The sequence below is a fragment of the Sphingomonas changnyeongensis genome, from assembly GCF_009913435.1.
GTDB lineage: Bacteria > Pseudomonadota > Alphaproteobacteria > Sphingomonadales > Sphingomonadaceae > Sphingomonas_B > Sphingomonas_B changnyeongensis.
This window is the reverse complement of record NZ_CP047895.1, coordinates 879517-894630: the sequence shown is the minus strand read 5'-3', so window position 1 is coordinate 894630 and position 15114 is coordinate 879517. Positions and strand designations below refer to the sequence as shown.

Sequence of the window (15114 nt, the reverse complement as noted above, 5' to 3'; positions counted from 1 at the left end):
AAGGTCGGCAAAGCACTGTTTTCGCCATCGTCACTCGACATAACATCGCCACCGTCCGCCCCATGCCCACCGACAGTGTGGAGCGCGCTATCTTTTGGTTGGCGCCAATCGTTACGCGGCTTTTCGCCCATTGATGCGCGGCCAGGCGCAGAGCTGGACAGATGCGATCGATCATGTGCCCGAAACAACGTTCGGGCTTGATTTCCATGCATGACCATGAGCAGGGCACGTCGACATGAACATGTACCCATGACCATGGACAGGCGGATTGGACAGGGAATGGGCGAAATGCTGTGCTTCCAGATGCGGCGACGGGCGAGTGATGCGGGTCAAGACTAAGCGGACGCGGCACCACCAGACGCGACGCGCGGATATTCCAGCCTTTTTCCGCGCCCATGGCTTCCACATGTTGCTGGCCCTTTTCGTGATCGTTCTGGTCTTTCTGGGCGGATCGAGCCGCTATGACCGGGTCGTGCAGATTCCCGTTCGATTGGTGGCGATTGCGACAATCGCCTGGGCATGCTTCCGTCGCCTGCCGAACGACCTGCCATCTTTGCGCGCGCCGGCGCTGCTGTTGGGCGGCGCGATCATGCTGGTGTTCGTGCAGCTTGTTCCGCTTCCGCCCGCGATCTGGACGGCACTGCCGGGCCGCGAAGACTTTGCCGCGGCGGCAACGCTCGCCGGGATTGCGCAGCCATGGCGTCCGCTTGCCATTGTGCCCGACATGGCGGTCAATGCACTGCTGGCGCTCACGGTTCCGCTGGCCGTTCTATGGGGTCTGGCCGGGCTGGACAGCCGCGCCCGCGAATGGGTGTATCCGACAATCCTTGCCGTCATCGCCTTCGCCCTGAGCGTCGAAACCATCCAGCTGATTACCGGCGGGCAGCTGGTCCGGGCGATTTACGCAACCGGGTTCGACCTTCAGGCGGCGGGCATTTTTGCCAACCGGAACCATCAGGCCCTGCTGCTGGCCATCGGGATCCCGCTGGCGACCGGCTGGCAGGTGATCCGGCGAAGTGGCAATCGCGGCACGATCGCACGCTGGGGCGTCGGGCTGGCACTCGTTCTACTGGTAATGGTGCTGCTCGCCACCGGGTCCCGGGCGGGCCTCGCCCTGGGTGCGGTCGGCCTGGCTGGCGCTGCGGCAATATTTCTGAGCTGGTGGGGTGCCCGTGCGTCAGCCAGCAAACGCAAGTCGACCCTGCTGGTGTTCGGCGCCCTTGCGATTGCGGTGGCTGCGGCCATCGTCGCGGTGGCGTCCGGACGCGGCGAGGCTGTTGAGCGCCTTGTCGGCAACGACCCGTCAGCCGACATGCGGGCGCGCGCCGCGCCCGTGGTGGTCGCGCTTGCCGTTGATTTCCTGCCCTTCGGATCGGGATTTGGATCTTTTGATGCGGTGTTCCGCCGCGTGGAACCGACGGATCTTCTCGACACGATCTATTTCAATCAGGCCCATAACGACCTGCTGCAAATCGTGCTGGAAGGCGGCTTGCCGGCATGCCTGCTGCTACTGGGCGCGATCGCCTGGCTCGGCATGGCGACGATCAGGCTATGGGCGAACCGCACGACGCATGTCGCCGTGGTCCGGGGGCGCGCGGCCAGCCTGGCCCTTGGTCTCATGGCACTCGCCAGCGCGGTCGACTATCCGCTGCGCACCCCAACGATGATGGCGATCGCCGCTGCGCTCGTCTTCATTGTCGCGACGGCGCTTGACCACCTTAGGCTCGCGCGCGGCGAGCGTCTGGCTTGAGGGGCATCCGTTGCTTTACCTAACTACGTGCAGCCCTTATGGCTAACGCGCTTCCTCTAAGTATCGAGCCCGGATTTCCGATGCGTTCCCTTCTAGCCGCATGCGCGGTGCTGATCTTGCTTTCCGCCTGCGCCCAGCGCGCCCAGCTTCGGCCGGCGCCGGGGCTGGCGATCATCACCGACAACTCCGTCCTGCCCGAGCCGGCCCGAGGCGATCTGTCGTCCGGCGAACGCGCCAGCCTGATCGGTCCGCTCGACGTCATCGAGGTGGGCGTGTTCGGCGTCCCCGAACTGAGCCGCGAACTGCAGGTCGACCTGAGCGGTCAGATCACCATGCCATTGGTCGGCCAGGTCGATGCCCGCGGGAAGACGCCGTTGGAACTGTCGGAGGAAATCGCCTCGAGGCTCCGCGGTCGCTATGTGCGCGATCCGGACGTGACGATCAATGTCAAGTCTTCGGTCAGCCAGGTGGTGACCGTCGATGGCGAGGTGAAGGAGCCGGGCCTTTATCCGGTCACGAACCAGACGACGCTGATGCGGGCAATCGCCTCCGCCAAGGGACTTTCCGAGTTCGGCAAGGCCACCGACGTCGTCATTCTTCGTCAGGTAAACGGCCAGCGCATGGCCGGGCTGTACAATCTGTCGGCGATCCGCCGCGGGGTTTATCCGGATCCCTCAATCTTCGCCAACGACGTGGTCGTCGTCGGTGACTCGCCCGCTCGGCGGCTGTTCGGCGATGTGGTCGCGACCGCGCCGCTGCTTGCCGCCCCGCTTGTGGCTATCATCCAGTAGGGATTGTGATGAACCGCCCAGAAGTTTTCAGCCCGCGCGACGCGGGCAGCGTTCTGCCTAAAGCCGGGGCCGCACTTCGTGGCGAAACCGGCCGCGAAGACACGCCAATCGCGCTTGAATATCTGCGGATTGCCAAGCGCTGGAAGTTCCTGATTGCCGGAACGATCGTCGGTTTCATCCTGCTCGGCTTGGTCATCACTCTGCTGATGACGCCCAAATATACGGCGATCACGCGGATCGAAATCGCCCGCGAATCCAAAAAGATCGTCAATCTGCAAGGTGTCGAGCAGGAAGCGAGCGACGCGGACCAGGAATTCTATCAGACGCAATATGGTCTGCTGCGCTCGCAGGGCCTTTCCGAGCGCGTCGTCGGCAAGCTCAAGCTGCAGGACGACCCCGCTTTCTTCCGCATGTTCGGGGTCGACCTGTCCAACCACGGCATCCAGAACGGAGACGCGGAGGGCTTCACGCCCGCGAACCGCGCGCTCCGCACGCGGCTGGCGGCCGAGGCGCTGCTCAAGGTCGTCGGGATCAACCCGATCCGCCTGTCGCGGCTCGTCGATGTGTCAGTCACCACGCCCGATGCGGAACTGTCCGCCCGGATCGCCAATGCCTGGGCCGAGAATTTCATCCAGGCGACGCTGCAGCGCCGTTACGAGGCCAGCTCCTATGCGCGAACGTTCCTCGAGAACCGCCTTGGCCAGCTGCGCCAGCGGCTCGAAGAGTCAGAGCGCCAGCTCGTCGCCTATGCCTCGGCCCAGCGCATCATTAACCTGCCCACGACCGGCGGCCCCAGTGACAGTCGCGCAGAACGTTCGATCGTGGCCGACAATCTGGCATCGCTCAATATCGAGCTTGCCAAAGCCACTGCCGAACGCGTGAAGGCCCAGGCACGGTTCCATCAGCAAAGGGGCCGGGCCGGCGATACGGCCGAGGCGCTCGAAAACCCGGCGATCAACACGCTGCGTGCGCGCCGTGCCGAACTGGCCGCCGATCTGCAGAAGCTGACGTCGCAGTTCGAGGATGACTATCCGGCCGTGCGGGCAATGAAGGCGCAGCTCGCGCAGCTCGATCGCGGCATCGCGCGCGAAGAGGTCCGCGTTTCGGGATCGATCGGCGGCGAGTTCAACAGCGCACTCGACCGCGAGCAGCAGCTCGCCAAACGGGTCGAAGACCTGAAGGGTGATCTGCTGAACCTGAAACGGCGCAGCATCCAGTACAATATCTATCAGCGCGAGGTGGACACCAACCGCGCCCTCTATGACGGCCTGCTGCAACGCTACAAGGAAATCGGGATTACCGGCGGCGTCGGCGTCAACAACATCGCCGTTGTCGATACCGCCTCGGCCCCCGACCGGCGATCCAGCCCGCGCCTGTTCCTCAACCTTTTCATTTCGGCAGTGCTTGGCACGATGCTGGGTGTCGGCGCGGCGCTCCTGCTCGATCATATCGATGAATCGATCACCGATCCGTCGGAAGTGCGGCAAAGGCTCGGCATTCCGCTGCTGGGGACTGTGCCGCGGACCATGGATGTCGAGCCCTCGGATGCGCTCGACGACCGCAAGTCGCCGCTGTTCGACGCGTATCTGGCCGTCCAGGCCAATCTGCGTTTCGTCAGCGAACGCGGTGTGCCCAGCACGCTCTCGGTCACCAGCACGCGGCCTGCTGAAGGCAAGTCGACCACAGCACTTTCGATCGCGACCATGCTTGCACGCAGCGGCCGTCGGGTCGTGCTTGTCGACGGCGACATGCGATCGCCCTCGGTCCAGAGCCTGCTCGATGTCGACCAGTCGCGGGGGCTCAGCAACTATCTGGCTGGCGAGGACGAGCTGCAAGGGCTGCTCGTCCCGACGACGCGCTTCGGCTTTGCAGCAATGACGGCCGGCCCATTGCCGCCCAATGCCGCCGAACTGCTCTCCAGCGACCGGCTGTCGACGCTGCTCAACCGCCTGCTCGAGCAGTTCGACCATGTGGTCATCGACAGTCCGCCCGTGATGGGCCTTGCCGATGCGCCGCTGATCGGCGCGCGCGTCGAAGGCGTGGTCTATGCCGTCGAATCCCATGGCGTGCGCTCGCGTCAGGTCGCGACGGCGCTTGCGCGCCTGTCGGACTCCGGCGCGCGCATCATCGGGGCGGTGCTGACCAAGTTCGAATCCCGCAGGGCGAGCCTCGGCTATGACTATGGCTATGGCTATGGTCAGTCGGGCACGGCGTGAGCCCAACGTCGTGGCGATGGCCGCACTGAACCGCGCCCCGCAGATCATCCTCGTCGCCGGGCTGGCGGTGCTTGCCTGGCAGGCTGTCGCCTTCGGCGTCGGCATCGGACTCCGCCGCTCGGCGCCGGTGCTGGCGGCCCGGTTCGCGCCCGACAATGCACTGGTGCTAGGACGGACGGCGCAATATCAGCTGAAAGACGCCTTTCCCGAAGCGATCGGGACGGCGCGGCGGGCACTGCGACGCGACCCGACCAGCGCCGCTGCCGCCGGTGCCCTGAGCATGGCGTTCGCCCGCCAGGGCCAGATCGACCGATCGGCCGCGATGCTCGAATATTCGCAGGCGATCTCGCGGCGCGATCTGCCAACCCAGCTCTGGGCCATCGAGCTGGCGGTGCAGCGCAACGATATCGGCCGCGCGCTTGGCCATTACGACATTGCTTTGCGGGTCGGCAAAAACATGCCGACCATCCTGTTCCCGATCCTGGCGTCAGCCGCCGCAGATCCGGCGATCCGCGCGCCGCTTGCGCGCATGCTTGCAGCCGGCACCCCGTGGAAGAACAGCTTTCTCGACTATCTGAGCGCGCAAACCCAGGATCTGAGCTCGGCGTCGCAGCTGGTCGACGCGGTCTATCGTTCGGGCGGAACCGTGCGCCATGAACCGATCGGCATCCTTGTCCAGCGGCTGGCGGAGAAGAACGATGTCGCGGCGGCCTGGCGCCTCTATCGCCTCCAGGCCCCGCGTGCCCAGCCGATCGAGGTGCGCAACGGCGACTTCAACGAAACGCTCCGGCTTCCGACCATCTTCGACTGGCGTCTGGAAGATTCCGGCGACGCCCGGGCCGAAATTCTGCGTGGCACCGACGGCGGTGAGCTTCACCTCGAGGCACGCGTGGGCGCGGGCAGCATGGTCGCCAGCCAACGCCTGCTGCTTCCGCCGGGTCGCTTCGCTCTGGAGTTCAAGGCTCGCCCGGCGGAAGGAGCGACCCTGGGGACGAGCAAGTTCGCAATCATCTGCGTCCCGTCGGGCCAGAATCTGGCGGAGACGAAGCTCGCCAGCGGCGGCCGTTCGGTCCATGCCTTTGCGTTCAGCGTCCCCGCCGGCTGCCCGAGCCAGTCATTGCTGTTGACCGCCCAGTCGGAAAGCATGGGGTCGGGCGTGGACGGTGCGGTCGACGGAGTGAGGGTCCGCCGCGTCGCGCCGCCGAACGCCTTGCAATAAGGTTTATGCGTCGGTAAGCGGTCATGTGCGTTCGCACGCCAGCTCGGGTTCACACTAGTTGGACGTTTTCGGTGCCAGAGCGGTCGCACACCAGTTGGGCTTGGGTTGACAAGCAATGTTTGCAGTAAAGTCACTGAGTCCGCAGCCGCTTTATAGATGGCGAAATCAGTTAGGGGGCTGCTTGGTGCTTGCAGCCCTTCTTCCCTATACTGTGCGTTGGCTGACCCTTTCTTCGACTGCCTACCTCCTCCCCCTGCACATCACGCTTGCAGGAAGCGCGGCTGCGATTTTTTTGGGCACATGGCTGTTCCGCAGCATCACGACCTATCCCGGGGCTGAAGCCAGCAGCTACATCCTCCCCGTCTTTTCGGTCGCCTATGGCGTCCTTGCCATGGCGTTCATCGTCGCGCGCCTGGATTATAACATCCCGCTGCTGGTGGCCGGCTATTTCATCAGCCTGGCCTGGTTCTTCTGGCTGGTAGCGATCCTCAGGGGGCGCCAGGCGCTCCGGATCGGCGTGGTCGCCATGGTCGACGGTCAACAGCTGCCGAGCGTGCGCGGCATTCATTGGATTGCCATCGCCACGCCCGCATGCGGGTTCGACGGGCTCGACGCCGTGACCACCGACCTGCGGCAGGACCTGCCTGACGAATGGGATCGCAAGCTGACCGACCTCGCACTGGCGGGCGTGCCTGTCTATCATTTCAAGCATCTGGCGGAATCCCTGACCGGGCGCGTGGAGTTGGAGCATCTGTCCGAAAACAGCTTCGGCTCGCTCAGCCCCGTGTCGGCCTATATGTCGATCAAGCACGCGGCGGACTGGGTTGCAGCGCTGGTCTGCGGCATCCTGTTTCTGCCCGCCCTGTTGATCATCGCGGTCGCGATCAAGTTCAGCTCTCCGGGTCCCGTCCTGTTTCGGCAAACGCGCGTTGGATATCGCGGCCAGCGCTTCACGGTCTTCAAGTTCCGGACGATGCGGATCACGCCGCCAGGCGAGGCGGACGGCCGGACACTGGCCATGACCCAGACCGACGACCAGCGCATCTACCCGCTTGGCAGATTCCTCCGGACGTCGCGACTGGACGAGTTGCCGCAGATCATCAATGTCCTGCGCGGGGAAATGAGCTGGATCGGACCACGGCCCGAAGCGGAAGTTCTGTCCGAGTGGTATGAGCGAGAGATCCCCTTCTACCGCTACCGGCACATCGTGCGCCCGGGGATTGCCGGCTGGGCGCAGGTCTGCCAAGGGCACGTCGTCGAAGTCGAGGATGTCCGCAGCAAGCTGCACTACGACTTTTACTACATCAAGAATTATTCGCTCTGGCTTGACCTTCTTATTGCCATGAAGACTGTTCGCATCATGGTCACCGGCCATGGATCAAAGTGATTTCCTGAAAGGGCGGGGAGAAATCTGAGATGAAGGCCGTTATTCTGGCCGGTGGCCTTGGCACGCGCCTATCCGAAGAGACGCACCTGCGTCCAAAGCCAATGATCGAAATCGGCGGCAAGCCCATATTGTGGCATATCATGAAGATCTATGCGTCACACGGCGTTTCCGACTTCATTATATGCTGCGGGTATCGAGGATATTTCATCAAGGAATATTTCGCCAATTACTTTCTCCACAACTCCGATGTGACGATCGACCTCGCTGCCAACAGCATCGAGGTGCACCATCGGCGCGCCGAACCGTGGAAGGTCACATTGATCGACACCGGCGAGCACACCATGACCGGCGGCCGTCTGAAGCGGATCGCACATCATCTGCGTGACGAGGAAGACTTTTGCTTCACCTATGGGGACGGCGTCGCCGATGTCGACGTGACGGCCCTTATCGCGTTTCACCGTGCGCATGGCCGGATGGCGACCGTGACGGCGGTCAGGCCGCCGGGCCGCTATGGCGCGCTCGATTCCGTCGACGGGCAGGTGCGCGGCTTTACTGAAAAGCCACGGGGCGACGGCGCATTGATCAATGGCGGCTTCTTCGTCCTGTCGCCCAAGGTTATCTCCTACATCGCCGAGGACGCGACCAGCTGGGAGGCCGAACCGCTCGAAACCCTTGCCCGCGAGGGCGAGCTGATGGCTTTCGAGCATCTGGGCTTCTGGCAGCCGATGGACACGCTGCGGGAAAAGAACATGCTCGAGGAACTCTGGAGCAGCGGCCGCGCGCCTTGGAGGACCTGGTGAACATGCCTTCAGGCTCCTTCTGGCGCGGCCGTCGCGTCCTGCTGACCGGCGCGACCGGTTTCAAGGGCGGCTGGCTGGCGATCTGGCTTCGGCGCCTTGGAGCCTCTGTGACCGGTCTGGGCCTTGAGGCACCCGCCCTGTCGCTTTTCGAGGCGTCCGGCCTCGCCGGGCTGATCGACAACAGCATCGTCGACATCCGCGATGCGGATACGCTGAGCGATCTGGTGCGGCGGGCCGAGCCGGAGATCGTGTTTCATCTGGCCGCCCAGCCGCTGGTGCGCGCCAGCTACCAAAGCCCGGTCGAGACATTTGCCACCAACGTCCAGGGCACGGTCAATGTGCTTGAGGCGTGCCGCGGGGCGCCATCGGTGCGCACGATCGTCGCGATCACCACCGACAAGGTCTATGCCAATCTCGAACATGTCCTGCCCTATCGGGAGGATGACCGGCTTGGCGGGCATGACCCCTACAGCGCCAGCAAGGCGGCCTGCGAAATCGCCATCGACTGTTATCGCCGGTCGTTTCTGGCGACTGCGGGGGTCGGCCTTGCCTCGGCGCGCGCCGGCAACGTCATCGGGGGCGGCGACTGGTCGCAGGACCGGCTGCTGCCGGACGCGGTCCGGGCCTGGTCCAGCGGCAGCACGCTGGTCATCCGGCGGCCCGATGCGGTCCGCCCCTGGCAGCATGTGCTTGAACCGCTTGCCGGCTATCTGCTGCTCGCAGAACGCCTGTCCGCACAGCCGGACCTGGCCGGCGCCTTCAACATGGGGCCGCACACCCATGAAGCCGCCGATGTCCGTACGGTGGTCGAGCTGGCGCAGCGCAGCTATGGCGCGGGCGTCGTGGAGTTCGGCCAGGCCGAAGGCCCGCACGAGGCCGGTCTGCTGACGCTCGAGACCGCCAAGGCGCGGAGCGTGCTTGGCCTTGCCCCGCGCTGGTCACTTGCCCAGTGCGTGGACCGGACGATGCAATGGTATCGCGCATTCTATGATGGCGGCGACGCGCTTTCGTTGTGCGAGCGCGATATCGATGGCTGGGAACAGGCCCAATGCGGCGGCTGACGATCGGGGATACGCCCATCGCTGGCGTGAAGACCATCGACCGCCAACTGTTCAGAGATGAGCGGGGCCATTTCGGCCGGCTGTTCTGCGCCGAGACGCTGGCGGAGGCCGGCTGGCCGGGACCCGTCGTCCAGATAAACGAAAGCTGGACGTCGCGCCGTGGCAGCCTGCGGGGCATGCATTACCAGATACCGCCCCATGCGGAGAGCAAGCTCGTCACCTGCATTCGCGGGGCCGTGATGGACGTGGCGGTCGATCTGCGACACGGCTCGCCCACGCTGCTTGGCTGGCATGCCGAAACACTGTCGGCCGAAAACGGGCGCGCCCTGCTGCTGCCGCCCGGCTGCGCCCATGGTTTCCAGGCGCTGACCGACGATGTGCTGCTGGTCTATTGTCACTCGGCCCCGTACGTTCCGGCGGCCGACGCCGGCGTTCAGCCGCTCGATCCCCGGATCGGCATTCGCTGGCCAGTGCCGATCGCCGATCTGTCCGAAAGGGACCGGAACCTGCCGTCCCTGCCCGCCAACTATCTGGGAGTCCGATTTTGAACTGTCGTCATTGCCAGACGCCGCTGCGCACGCCGGTTCTCGACCTGGGCGCAGCGCCGCCCTCAAATGCCTATCTCCAGGCGGCCAAGCTCAACGCCGCTGAGGTCTGGTTTCCGCTGCGGCTGATGGTGTGTGAGAATTGCTGGCTGGTACAGACCGAAGACTATGCCGCCAGCGACGAGCTGTTCACCGAGGACTATGCCTATTTCAGCTCCTATTCCTCGTCATGGCTGAAGCATAGTGAAGCCTATGTCGCCGCGATGCGCGCGCGCTTCGGGCTGGATGGCGACAGCATGGTCGTCGAGGTTGCGGCGAATGACGGCTATCTGCTGCAGTTTGTCGCCGCTGCCGGCATTCCCAATTATGGGATCGAGCCGACTGCCAGCACCGCCCAGGCAGCGCGTGACAAAGGCATCGACATCGTCGAGCGCTTTTTCGGTGTCGCACTCGGCCAGGAGCTTGCCGCTGCCGGCCGATCTGCCGATCTGATGGCCGCGAACAACGTGCTCGCGCACGTTCCCGACATCAACGACTTTGTCGGCGGCTTCGCCGCGTTGCTCAAGCCAACGGGGGTCGCGACCTTCGAGTTTCCGCATCTGCTGCGCATGATCGCGGAGACCCAGTTCGATACCGCCTATCACGAACATTATTCCTATCTTTCGCTGACTGCGGTCGAGCGCATCTTCGCGGCAAACGGGCTGCAGGTGTTCGATGTGGAAGAACTGCCGACCCATGGCGGCAGCCTGCGGGTGTTCGCGCAGCGCGCTGACGGGCCGCACGAAATCTCGCCGCGCGTGGCGGCGCTGCTCGCGCACGAGGACGCAGCCGGGATGCGTTCAGTCGACTATTATGCCAGCTTCCAGGCGCGCGCCGAGAAGGTGAAGCACGACCTGACGGCCTTTCTGATCGAACAGCGGCGCGCCGGCCGCAAAGTGGCCGCCTATGGCGCGGCCGCCAAGGGCAATACCCTGCTGAACTTTGCCGGCATTCGGCCCGACCTTCTTCCCTATGTGGTCGACCGCAACCCGGCCAAGGCAGGCAATTTCATGCCTGGCAGCCGCATCCCGATCGTCGGCGAGGATCATCTGCAGGCCGACAAGCCCGACACGGTGCTGATCCTTCCCTGGAACCTGATGGACGAGGTTGTCGCCCAGCTTTCATATGCGCGCACATGGGGCGCTAAGTTCGTGCGCGCTGTTCCGGCTCTGGAGGTGTTGTGAACCGAATTCATTACACGAAGCCGTCGATCACCGACCTCGAAGTCGCTTATGCGACTGATGCGGCACGCAACGGGTGGGGCCCGGACTGCTACAACTATCTTCACCGGCTTGAGCGCGACTTTGCCGCGCATCTTGGCGTCGCCCATGCCATCGCCACATCCAGCTGCACCGGCGCCTTGCATATGGGACTAGCCGCGCTTGGCATCGGCGAGGGCGATGAAGTCATTCTTGGAGACATCAACTGGATCGCCTCTGCAGCGCCCATCGTTCATGTCGGGGCCAAGCCGGTTTTCGTCGATGTGCTTGAAGACAGCTGGTGCATCGACCCGGACCGGGTCGAGGCAGCCATAACGCCGCGCACAAAAGCGATCATTGCCGTCCATTTGTATGGCAACCTCGCGGCGCTCGACGCGCTATCGGCGATTGCGGATCGTCACGGGCTCGTGATCATCGAGGACGCGGCGGAAGCCCTGGGCTCCGTTTGGCACGGGCGGCGGGCAGGGTCGATCGGGCGGTTCGGCACCTTCTCGTTCCACGGAACGAAGACCATGACGACTGGCGAAGGCGGCATGTTCGTGACCAACGATGCCGAGCTCTACGAACATGTGCTCACACTCAGCAACCATGGTCGCGCACGAAGCCAGCGGCGCCAATTCTGGGCCGACGAGGTGGGCTTCAAGTACAAGATGTCGAACATCGCAGCGGCGATCGGCTGCGCCCAGATCGAGCGGATCGAAGAGCTGGTTGCACGCAAGCGCTGGATCTTCGACCAGTACCGTAGTCGGCTTGCCGGCCTTCCGCTCAGGATGAACCCGGAACCGCAGAATTGTTCGAACGGCTACTGGATGCCGACTATTGTCGTCGATGCGGCGATCCGTTTCGATCGCGCACGACTGCTTGACCGCTTTGCCGAGAACAACATTGACGGACGCGTCTTTTTCTGGCCGCTGAGCATGCTGCCGGCGTTTGAAGAGCGGCGGCAAGAAAACCCCGTCAGCTATGGGCTTTACGAACGTGCGGTCAACCTGCCCAGCTATCACGAAATCAGCGAGGATGACATTCAGCGTGTCTGTGATGTTGTCAGGAACGCATTGTGACGATCCCCGAAATCCTGCTCTGGGGCGGGACGGGACAGGCGCGGGTTCTGCATGAACTGATCGGAGACCGCTATCGGATTGCCGCTGTCGTTGACCGCGCACTCGATCGGTCGCCCTTTGATCAGGCACCCCTGCTGCGCCACGAGGGCGATGTCGAACATTGGCTGGCTTCCCGCGGCGATGCGCCGCTGGTGGCCGCGGTCGCGATAGGGGGTGGGCACGGCGCGGAACGGCGACGCCTGGCGGGCTGGCTGAACGCCAGGGGCGTCGCAACACCCACGCTGATTCACGGCACCGCGGTGATTGCCAGCAACAGCCACGTTGGCGATGGCTGCCAGATCCTGGCCGGTGCAATCGTCGCAGCCGGCGTTCGCCTTGGCTCCAGCGTGATCATCAATACCGGCGCGCAGGTTGACCATGACAGCTCCGTCGGCGATGGCAGCCATATCGGGCCCGGTGCCGTCACCGCCGGCGAGATTTCGATAGGCGAAGACGTGTTCGTTGGAACAGGTGCGATCATTATGCCGCGTGTCTCAATCGGCCGAGGCGCGACAATCGGTGCAGGTGCTGTCGTCGTCAGCAATGTTGCACCCGGGGCCACAGTCGTCGGGTGCCCGGCGCGCCCAATCTCGAAATAGTCAGGGCTTTAGCGAGGAAAACACATGTCACCGAATGAGCAGTTTCTGGTCGAGTGCGCAAAGGAGATCGAACTTCAGGGGGCCAACCAGGAGCTGAGGGACGCGACCACACATTGGATGAATATAGCCAACAAAGGGAAGTATTCGTATCACTTCCAGTGGCTCGGCCGTCCGATCATCCAGTATCCACAGGACGTCATGGCCCTGCAGGAGATCATCTTCGCAGTGCGCCCCACCGTGATCGTCGAGGCCGGCATTGCGCATGGCGGTTCGCTGATACTGAGCGCGTCACTCCTTCGCCTGCTCGACCTCTATGAGGCCGCAGAAAAGGGAGAGGAAACGATCTCCGTGGCGTCCAAGCGCAAGGTTATCGGGATCGATATCGACATCCGCGCGCACAATCGCGCCGCGATCGAAGCCCATCCGCTGTCCGGCAACATCACACTGATCGAGGGTTCAAGCATCGCCCCCGATACGGTGGAGCGCGTGAAACAGCAGGTTCCAGGCGACGCGCGGGTTCTTGTGATCCTCGATTCCAACCACACCCATGAACATGTTCTACGTGAACTCGAAGCCTATGCACCGCTCGTTTCGCCGGGCAGCTACTGCATCGTCTTCGACACTGTGATCGAGGACATGAGCGACGACATGTTCCCCGACCGCCCCTGGGGCAAGGGCGACAACCCGAAAACGGCCGTCTGGGAGTATCTGAAGCACAATCCCGAGTTCACGATCGACCGCAGCGTCGAAAACAAGCTGATGATCACCGTCGCCCCCGACGGCTTTCTGAAGCGCGCCGGATAAACAATGGCTGGGGCGCAGATTCCCCGCCGCACGGCCCTCGCGCTCGCCGCGCTTCCAGCGCTTTCGAGCGCGAGGGCCACATCAACATCGGCGAACCCGGCGTCCCGAACTTTCAATGTTCGCGATTTCGGCGCCAAGGGTGACGGTGTCACCGATGACACCGAGGCGTTCAACCGCGCCGCGCGCGCCGATGCTGAATGGTCGTGGGACCTTCTGTCGTCGATCATCGTCCCGGCCGGCCGCTACCGGATCACCGGCACAGTTTTCCTGCGCAAGGGTCAGTCGCTGATCGGCGAAGGGCTTTCGACCTATATCGACGCCACTGGCGCGCAACGGTCGACCTTTGTTATGGGACGCCGCCGCGATGCCAACCGGGGGACCGAGGATCCCGGCGGGCTGCCCGTGCGGATCGAACGTCTGATGGGGCTGGGCGGCGCGGCTGATCAGGGATTCATCTTCGCGGCCATTCCGGGCTTTCAGATCAGCGGCCTATTCCTGACGGCAGTCGGTCTCGGCATTGAGATCGAGGCCGCCGATGGCATCATTTCCGATATCGAAATCGATCAGTGCCTGACCGCCTTTCTGATCCGGAACAGCCAGAATCTGGTGCTGTCGAACCTCAATCTTTACCTGGCAAACTACGGAGTAAGGTTCGATAGCCGTTGCCGGGACGTGACGATCTCGAACTCCGGGTTCTTCTACACCAGATATGCGGCAATCCTGCTCAACGATGGCGCGCGGGAAATCGATGCGGTCAGCATTGCGGGCTGCACATTTGCCAACAACATCCCGTACGATACCTTCGCGGGCTACATCTACAGCCGCGCCAGCGCGAGCGACGTGCTGGTCACCGGATGCACCTTTCGAAACGCGCCGGGTTATGCCGTCAATCAGGGGGCTGGCACCGATCTGCTGATGTCGGTCCAGGGCTGCGTGTTCGATGGCCAACGGACGAATGCCGTTTATGATCAGAGCCCGTCCCCCAAGGGCCTTCATCTGCGCAACGGCCGGTTTCTGGTATCGAACTGCGTGTTCCGGCGCATGCCCGAAGATGCGATCCGGATCGGCGCAGGCGGCGGCTCGCTCAGTGTCGAGGGCGGCACCATTGAGGACATGCGCGGCGATCCGATCATTGCTGCGGAAACAGCAAACTGGACGATCTGCATCCGCAACCTGAGCGGGCTGGCCCGGATATCGCCGAATAGGGACGGCCTGGCCGTCTCGATGCCGTGGCTTGGCCCGCAGACGCGCTGGCAGGCAACGGTGCTTGCAGGCGGCGGCGGGGGAACATTGACTGCGGCGCAGTTGCTGGTGTCCGCCGCCGGGAACGGTATCGCGGCCGAACCCGTTTGGACGGCCGGCGGACGCCGGTCCGACACACCCCCCAACCGGCCGGACAAGCCGATCGCGGCAGCGAGGCGGCAGGGGCAATCGGTGACGCTGCAGCTGGGCGCACACGCATTCGGCACAGGCTGGCCGCAGATCGATCTCATCGGTCATGCTTGACCGCCAGACACGGTTTACGTAGCGCAGGGCCGATCCCGGTGGATCGGACAGGTACGGCGCAGCATGGTCGGCTGCGT

The 15114-nt window shown here is 63.8% G+C and carries 13 protein-coding genes; all 13 read left to right on the top strand.

Features of this window, described 5'->3' with window-relative positions; genetic code table 11:
- Positions 1–322 precede the first annotated feature (322 nt).
- The 13 genes from GVO57_RS04545 to GVO57_RS04485 all read left to right on the top strand — a co-directional run bounded on the left by GVO57_RS04545 (position 323) and on the right by GVO57_RS04485 (position 15037).
- Positions 323–1750, top strand: coding sequence for an O-antigen ligase family protein (locus GVO57_RS04545; protein ID WP_160592168.1), 1428 nt, complete (start codon positions 323–325; stop codon positions 1748–1750).
- Between the two features lie 107 nt (positions 1751–1857).
- Entirely contained in the window at positions 1858–2541 is a 684-nt protein-coding gene (locus GVO57_RS04540; RefSeq protein WP_233281473.1) for a polysaccharide biosynthesis/export family protein, read from the top strand.
- An 8-nt stretch (positions 2542–2549) separates the two neighbouring features.
- Positions 2550–4757 carry a GumC family protein gene (locus tag GVO57_RS04535; RefSeq protein ID WP_160592166.1) on the top strand — a complete coding sequence of 736 codons (2208 nt, stop codon included), beginning with the start codon at positions 2550–2552 and terminating at the stop codon, positions 4755–4757.
- A gap of 16 nt (positions 4758–4773) precedes the next feature.
- Positions 4774–5976 carry a tetratricopeptide repeat protein gene (locus tag GVO57_RS04530; RefSeq protein ID WP_160592165.1) on the top strand — a complete coding sequence of 401 codons (1203 nt, stop codon included), beginning with the start codon at positions 4774–4776 and terminating at the stop codon, positions 5974–5976.
- Between the two features lie 184 nt (positions 5977–6160).
- The gene (locus GVO57_RS04525; protein ID WP_233281472.1) at positions 6161–7363 is read left to right on the top strand and encodes a sugar transferase; all 1203 of its coding nucleotides are present in this window, start codon (positions 6161–6163) and stop codon (positions 7361–7363) included.
- A gap of 29 nt (positions 7364–7392) precedes the next feature.
- Positions 7393–8163: a glucose-1-phosphate cytidylyltransferase gene (gene rfbF, locus GVO57_RS04520; RefSeq protein WP_160592163.1), complete on the top strand. Its 771-nt coding sequence runs from the start codon at positions 7393–7395 to the stop codon at positions 8161–8163.
- Positions 8164–8165: 2 nt separating this feature from the next.
- Positions 8166–9224, top strand: a complete 1059-nt coding sequence (rfbG, locus tag GVO57_RS04515; protein WP_160593820.1) for a CDP-glucose 4,6-dehydratase — start codon at positions 8166–8168, stop codon at positions 9222–9224.
- Positions 9212–9772 (top strand): dTDP-4-dehydrorhamnose 3,5-epimerase family protein, encoded by a 561-nt coding sequence (locus tag GVO57_RS04510; RefSeq protein WP_160592162.1) that lies wholly within the window; start codon positions 9212–9214, stop codon positions 9770–9772. The genes rfbG and GVO57_RS04510 overlap by 13 nt, the downstream gene beginning before the upstream one ends.
- Positions 9769–10992, top strand: coding sequence for a class I SAM-dependent methyltransferase (locus GVO57_RS04505; RefSeq protein ID WP_160592161.1), 1224 nt, complete (start codon positions 9769–9771; stop codon positions 10990–10992). Before GVO57_RS04510 ends, GVO57_RS04505 begins: the two co-directional genes overlap by 4 nt.
- Positions 10989–12089 (top strand): DegT/DnrJ/EryC1/StrS family aminotransferase, encoded by a 1101-nt coding sequence (locus tag GVO57_RS04500; RefSeq protein WP_160592160.1) that lies wholly within the window; start codon positions 10989–10991, stop codon positions 12087–12089. Before GVO57_RS04505 ends, GVO57_RS04500 begins: the two co-directional genes overlap by 4 nt.
- Positions 12086–12727, top strand: coding sequence for a NeuD/PglB/VioB family sugar acetyltransferase (locus GVO57_RS04495; RefSeq protein WP_160592159.1), 642 nt, complete (start codon positions 12086–12088; stop codon positions 12725–12727). Before GVO57_RS04500 ends, GVO57_RS04495 begins: the two co-directional genes overlap by 4 nt.
- A gap of 24 nt (positions 12728–12751) precedes the next feature.
- Positions 12752–13531, top strand: coding sequence for a cephalosporin hydroxylase family protein (locus GVO57_RS04490; protein ID WP_160592158.1), 780 nt, complete (start codon positions 12752–12754; stop codon positions 13529–13531).
- 3 nt (positions 13532–13534) lie between these two features.
- Positions 13535–15037: a glycosyl hydrolase family 28-related protein gene (locus GVO57_RS04485; protein ID WP_160592157.1), complete on the top strand. Its 1503-nt coding sequence runs from the start codon at positions 13535–13537 to the stop codon at positions 15035–15037.
- The last annotated feature ends 77 nt before the right edge of the window (positions 15038–15114 follow it).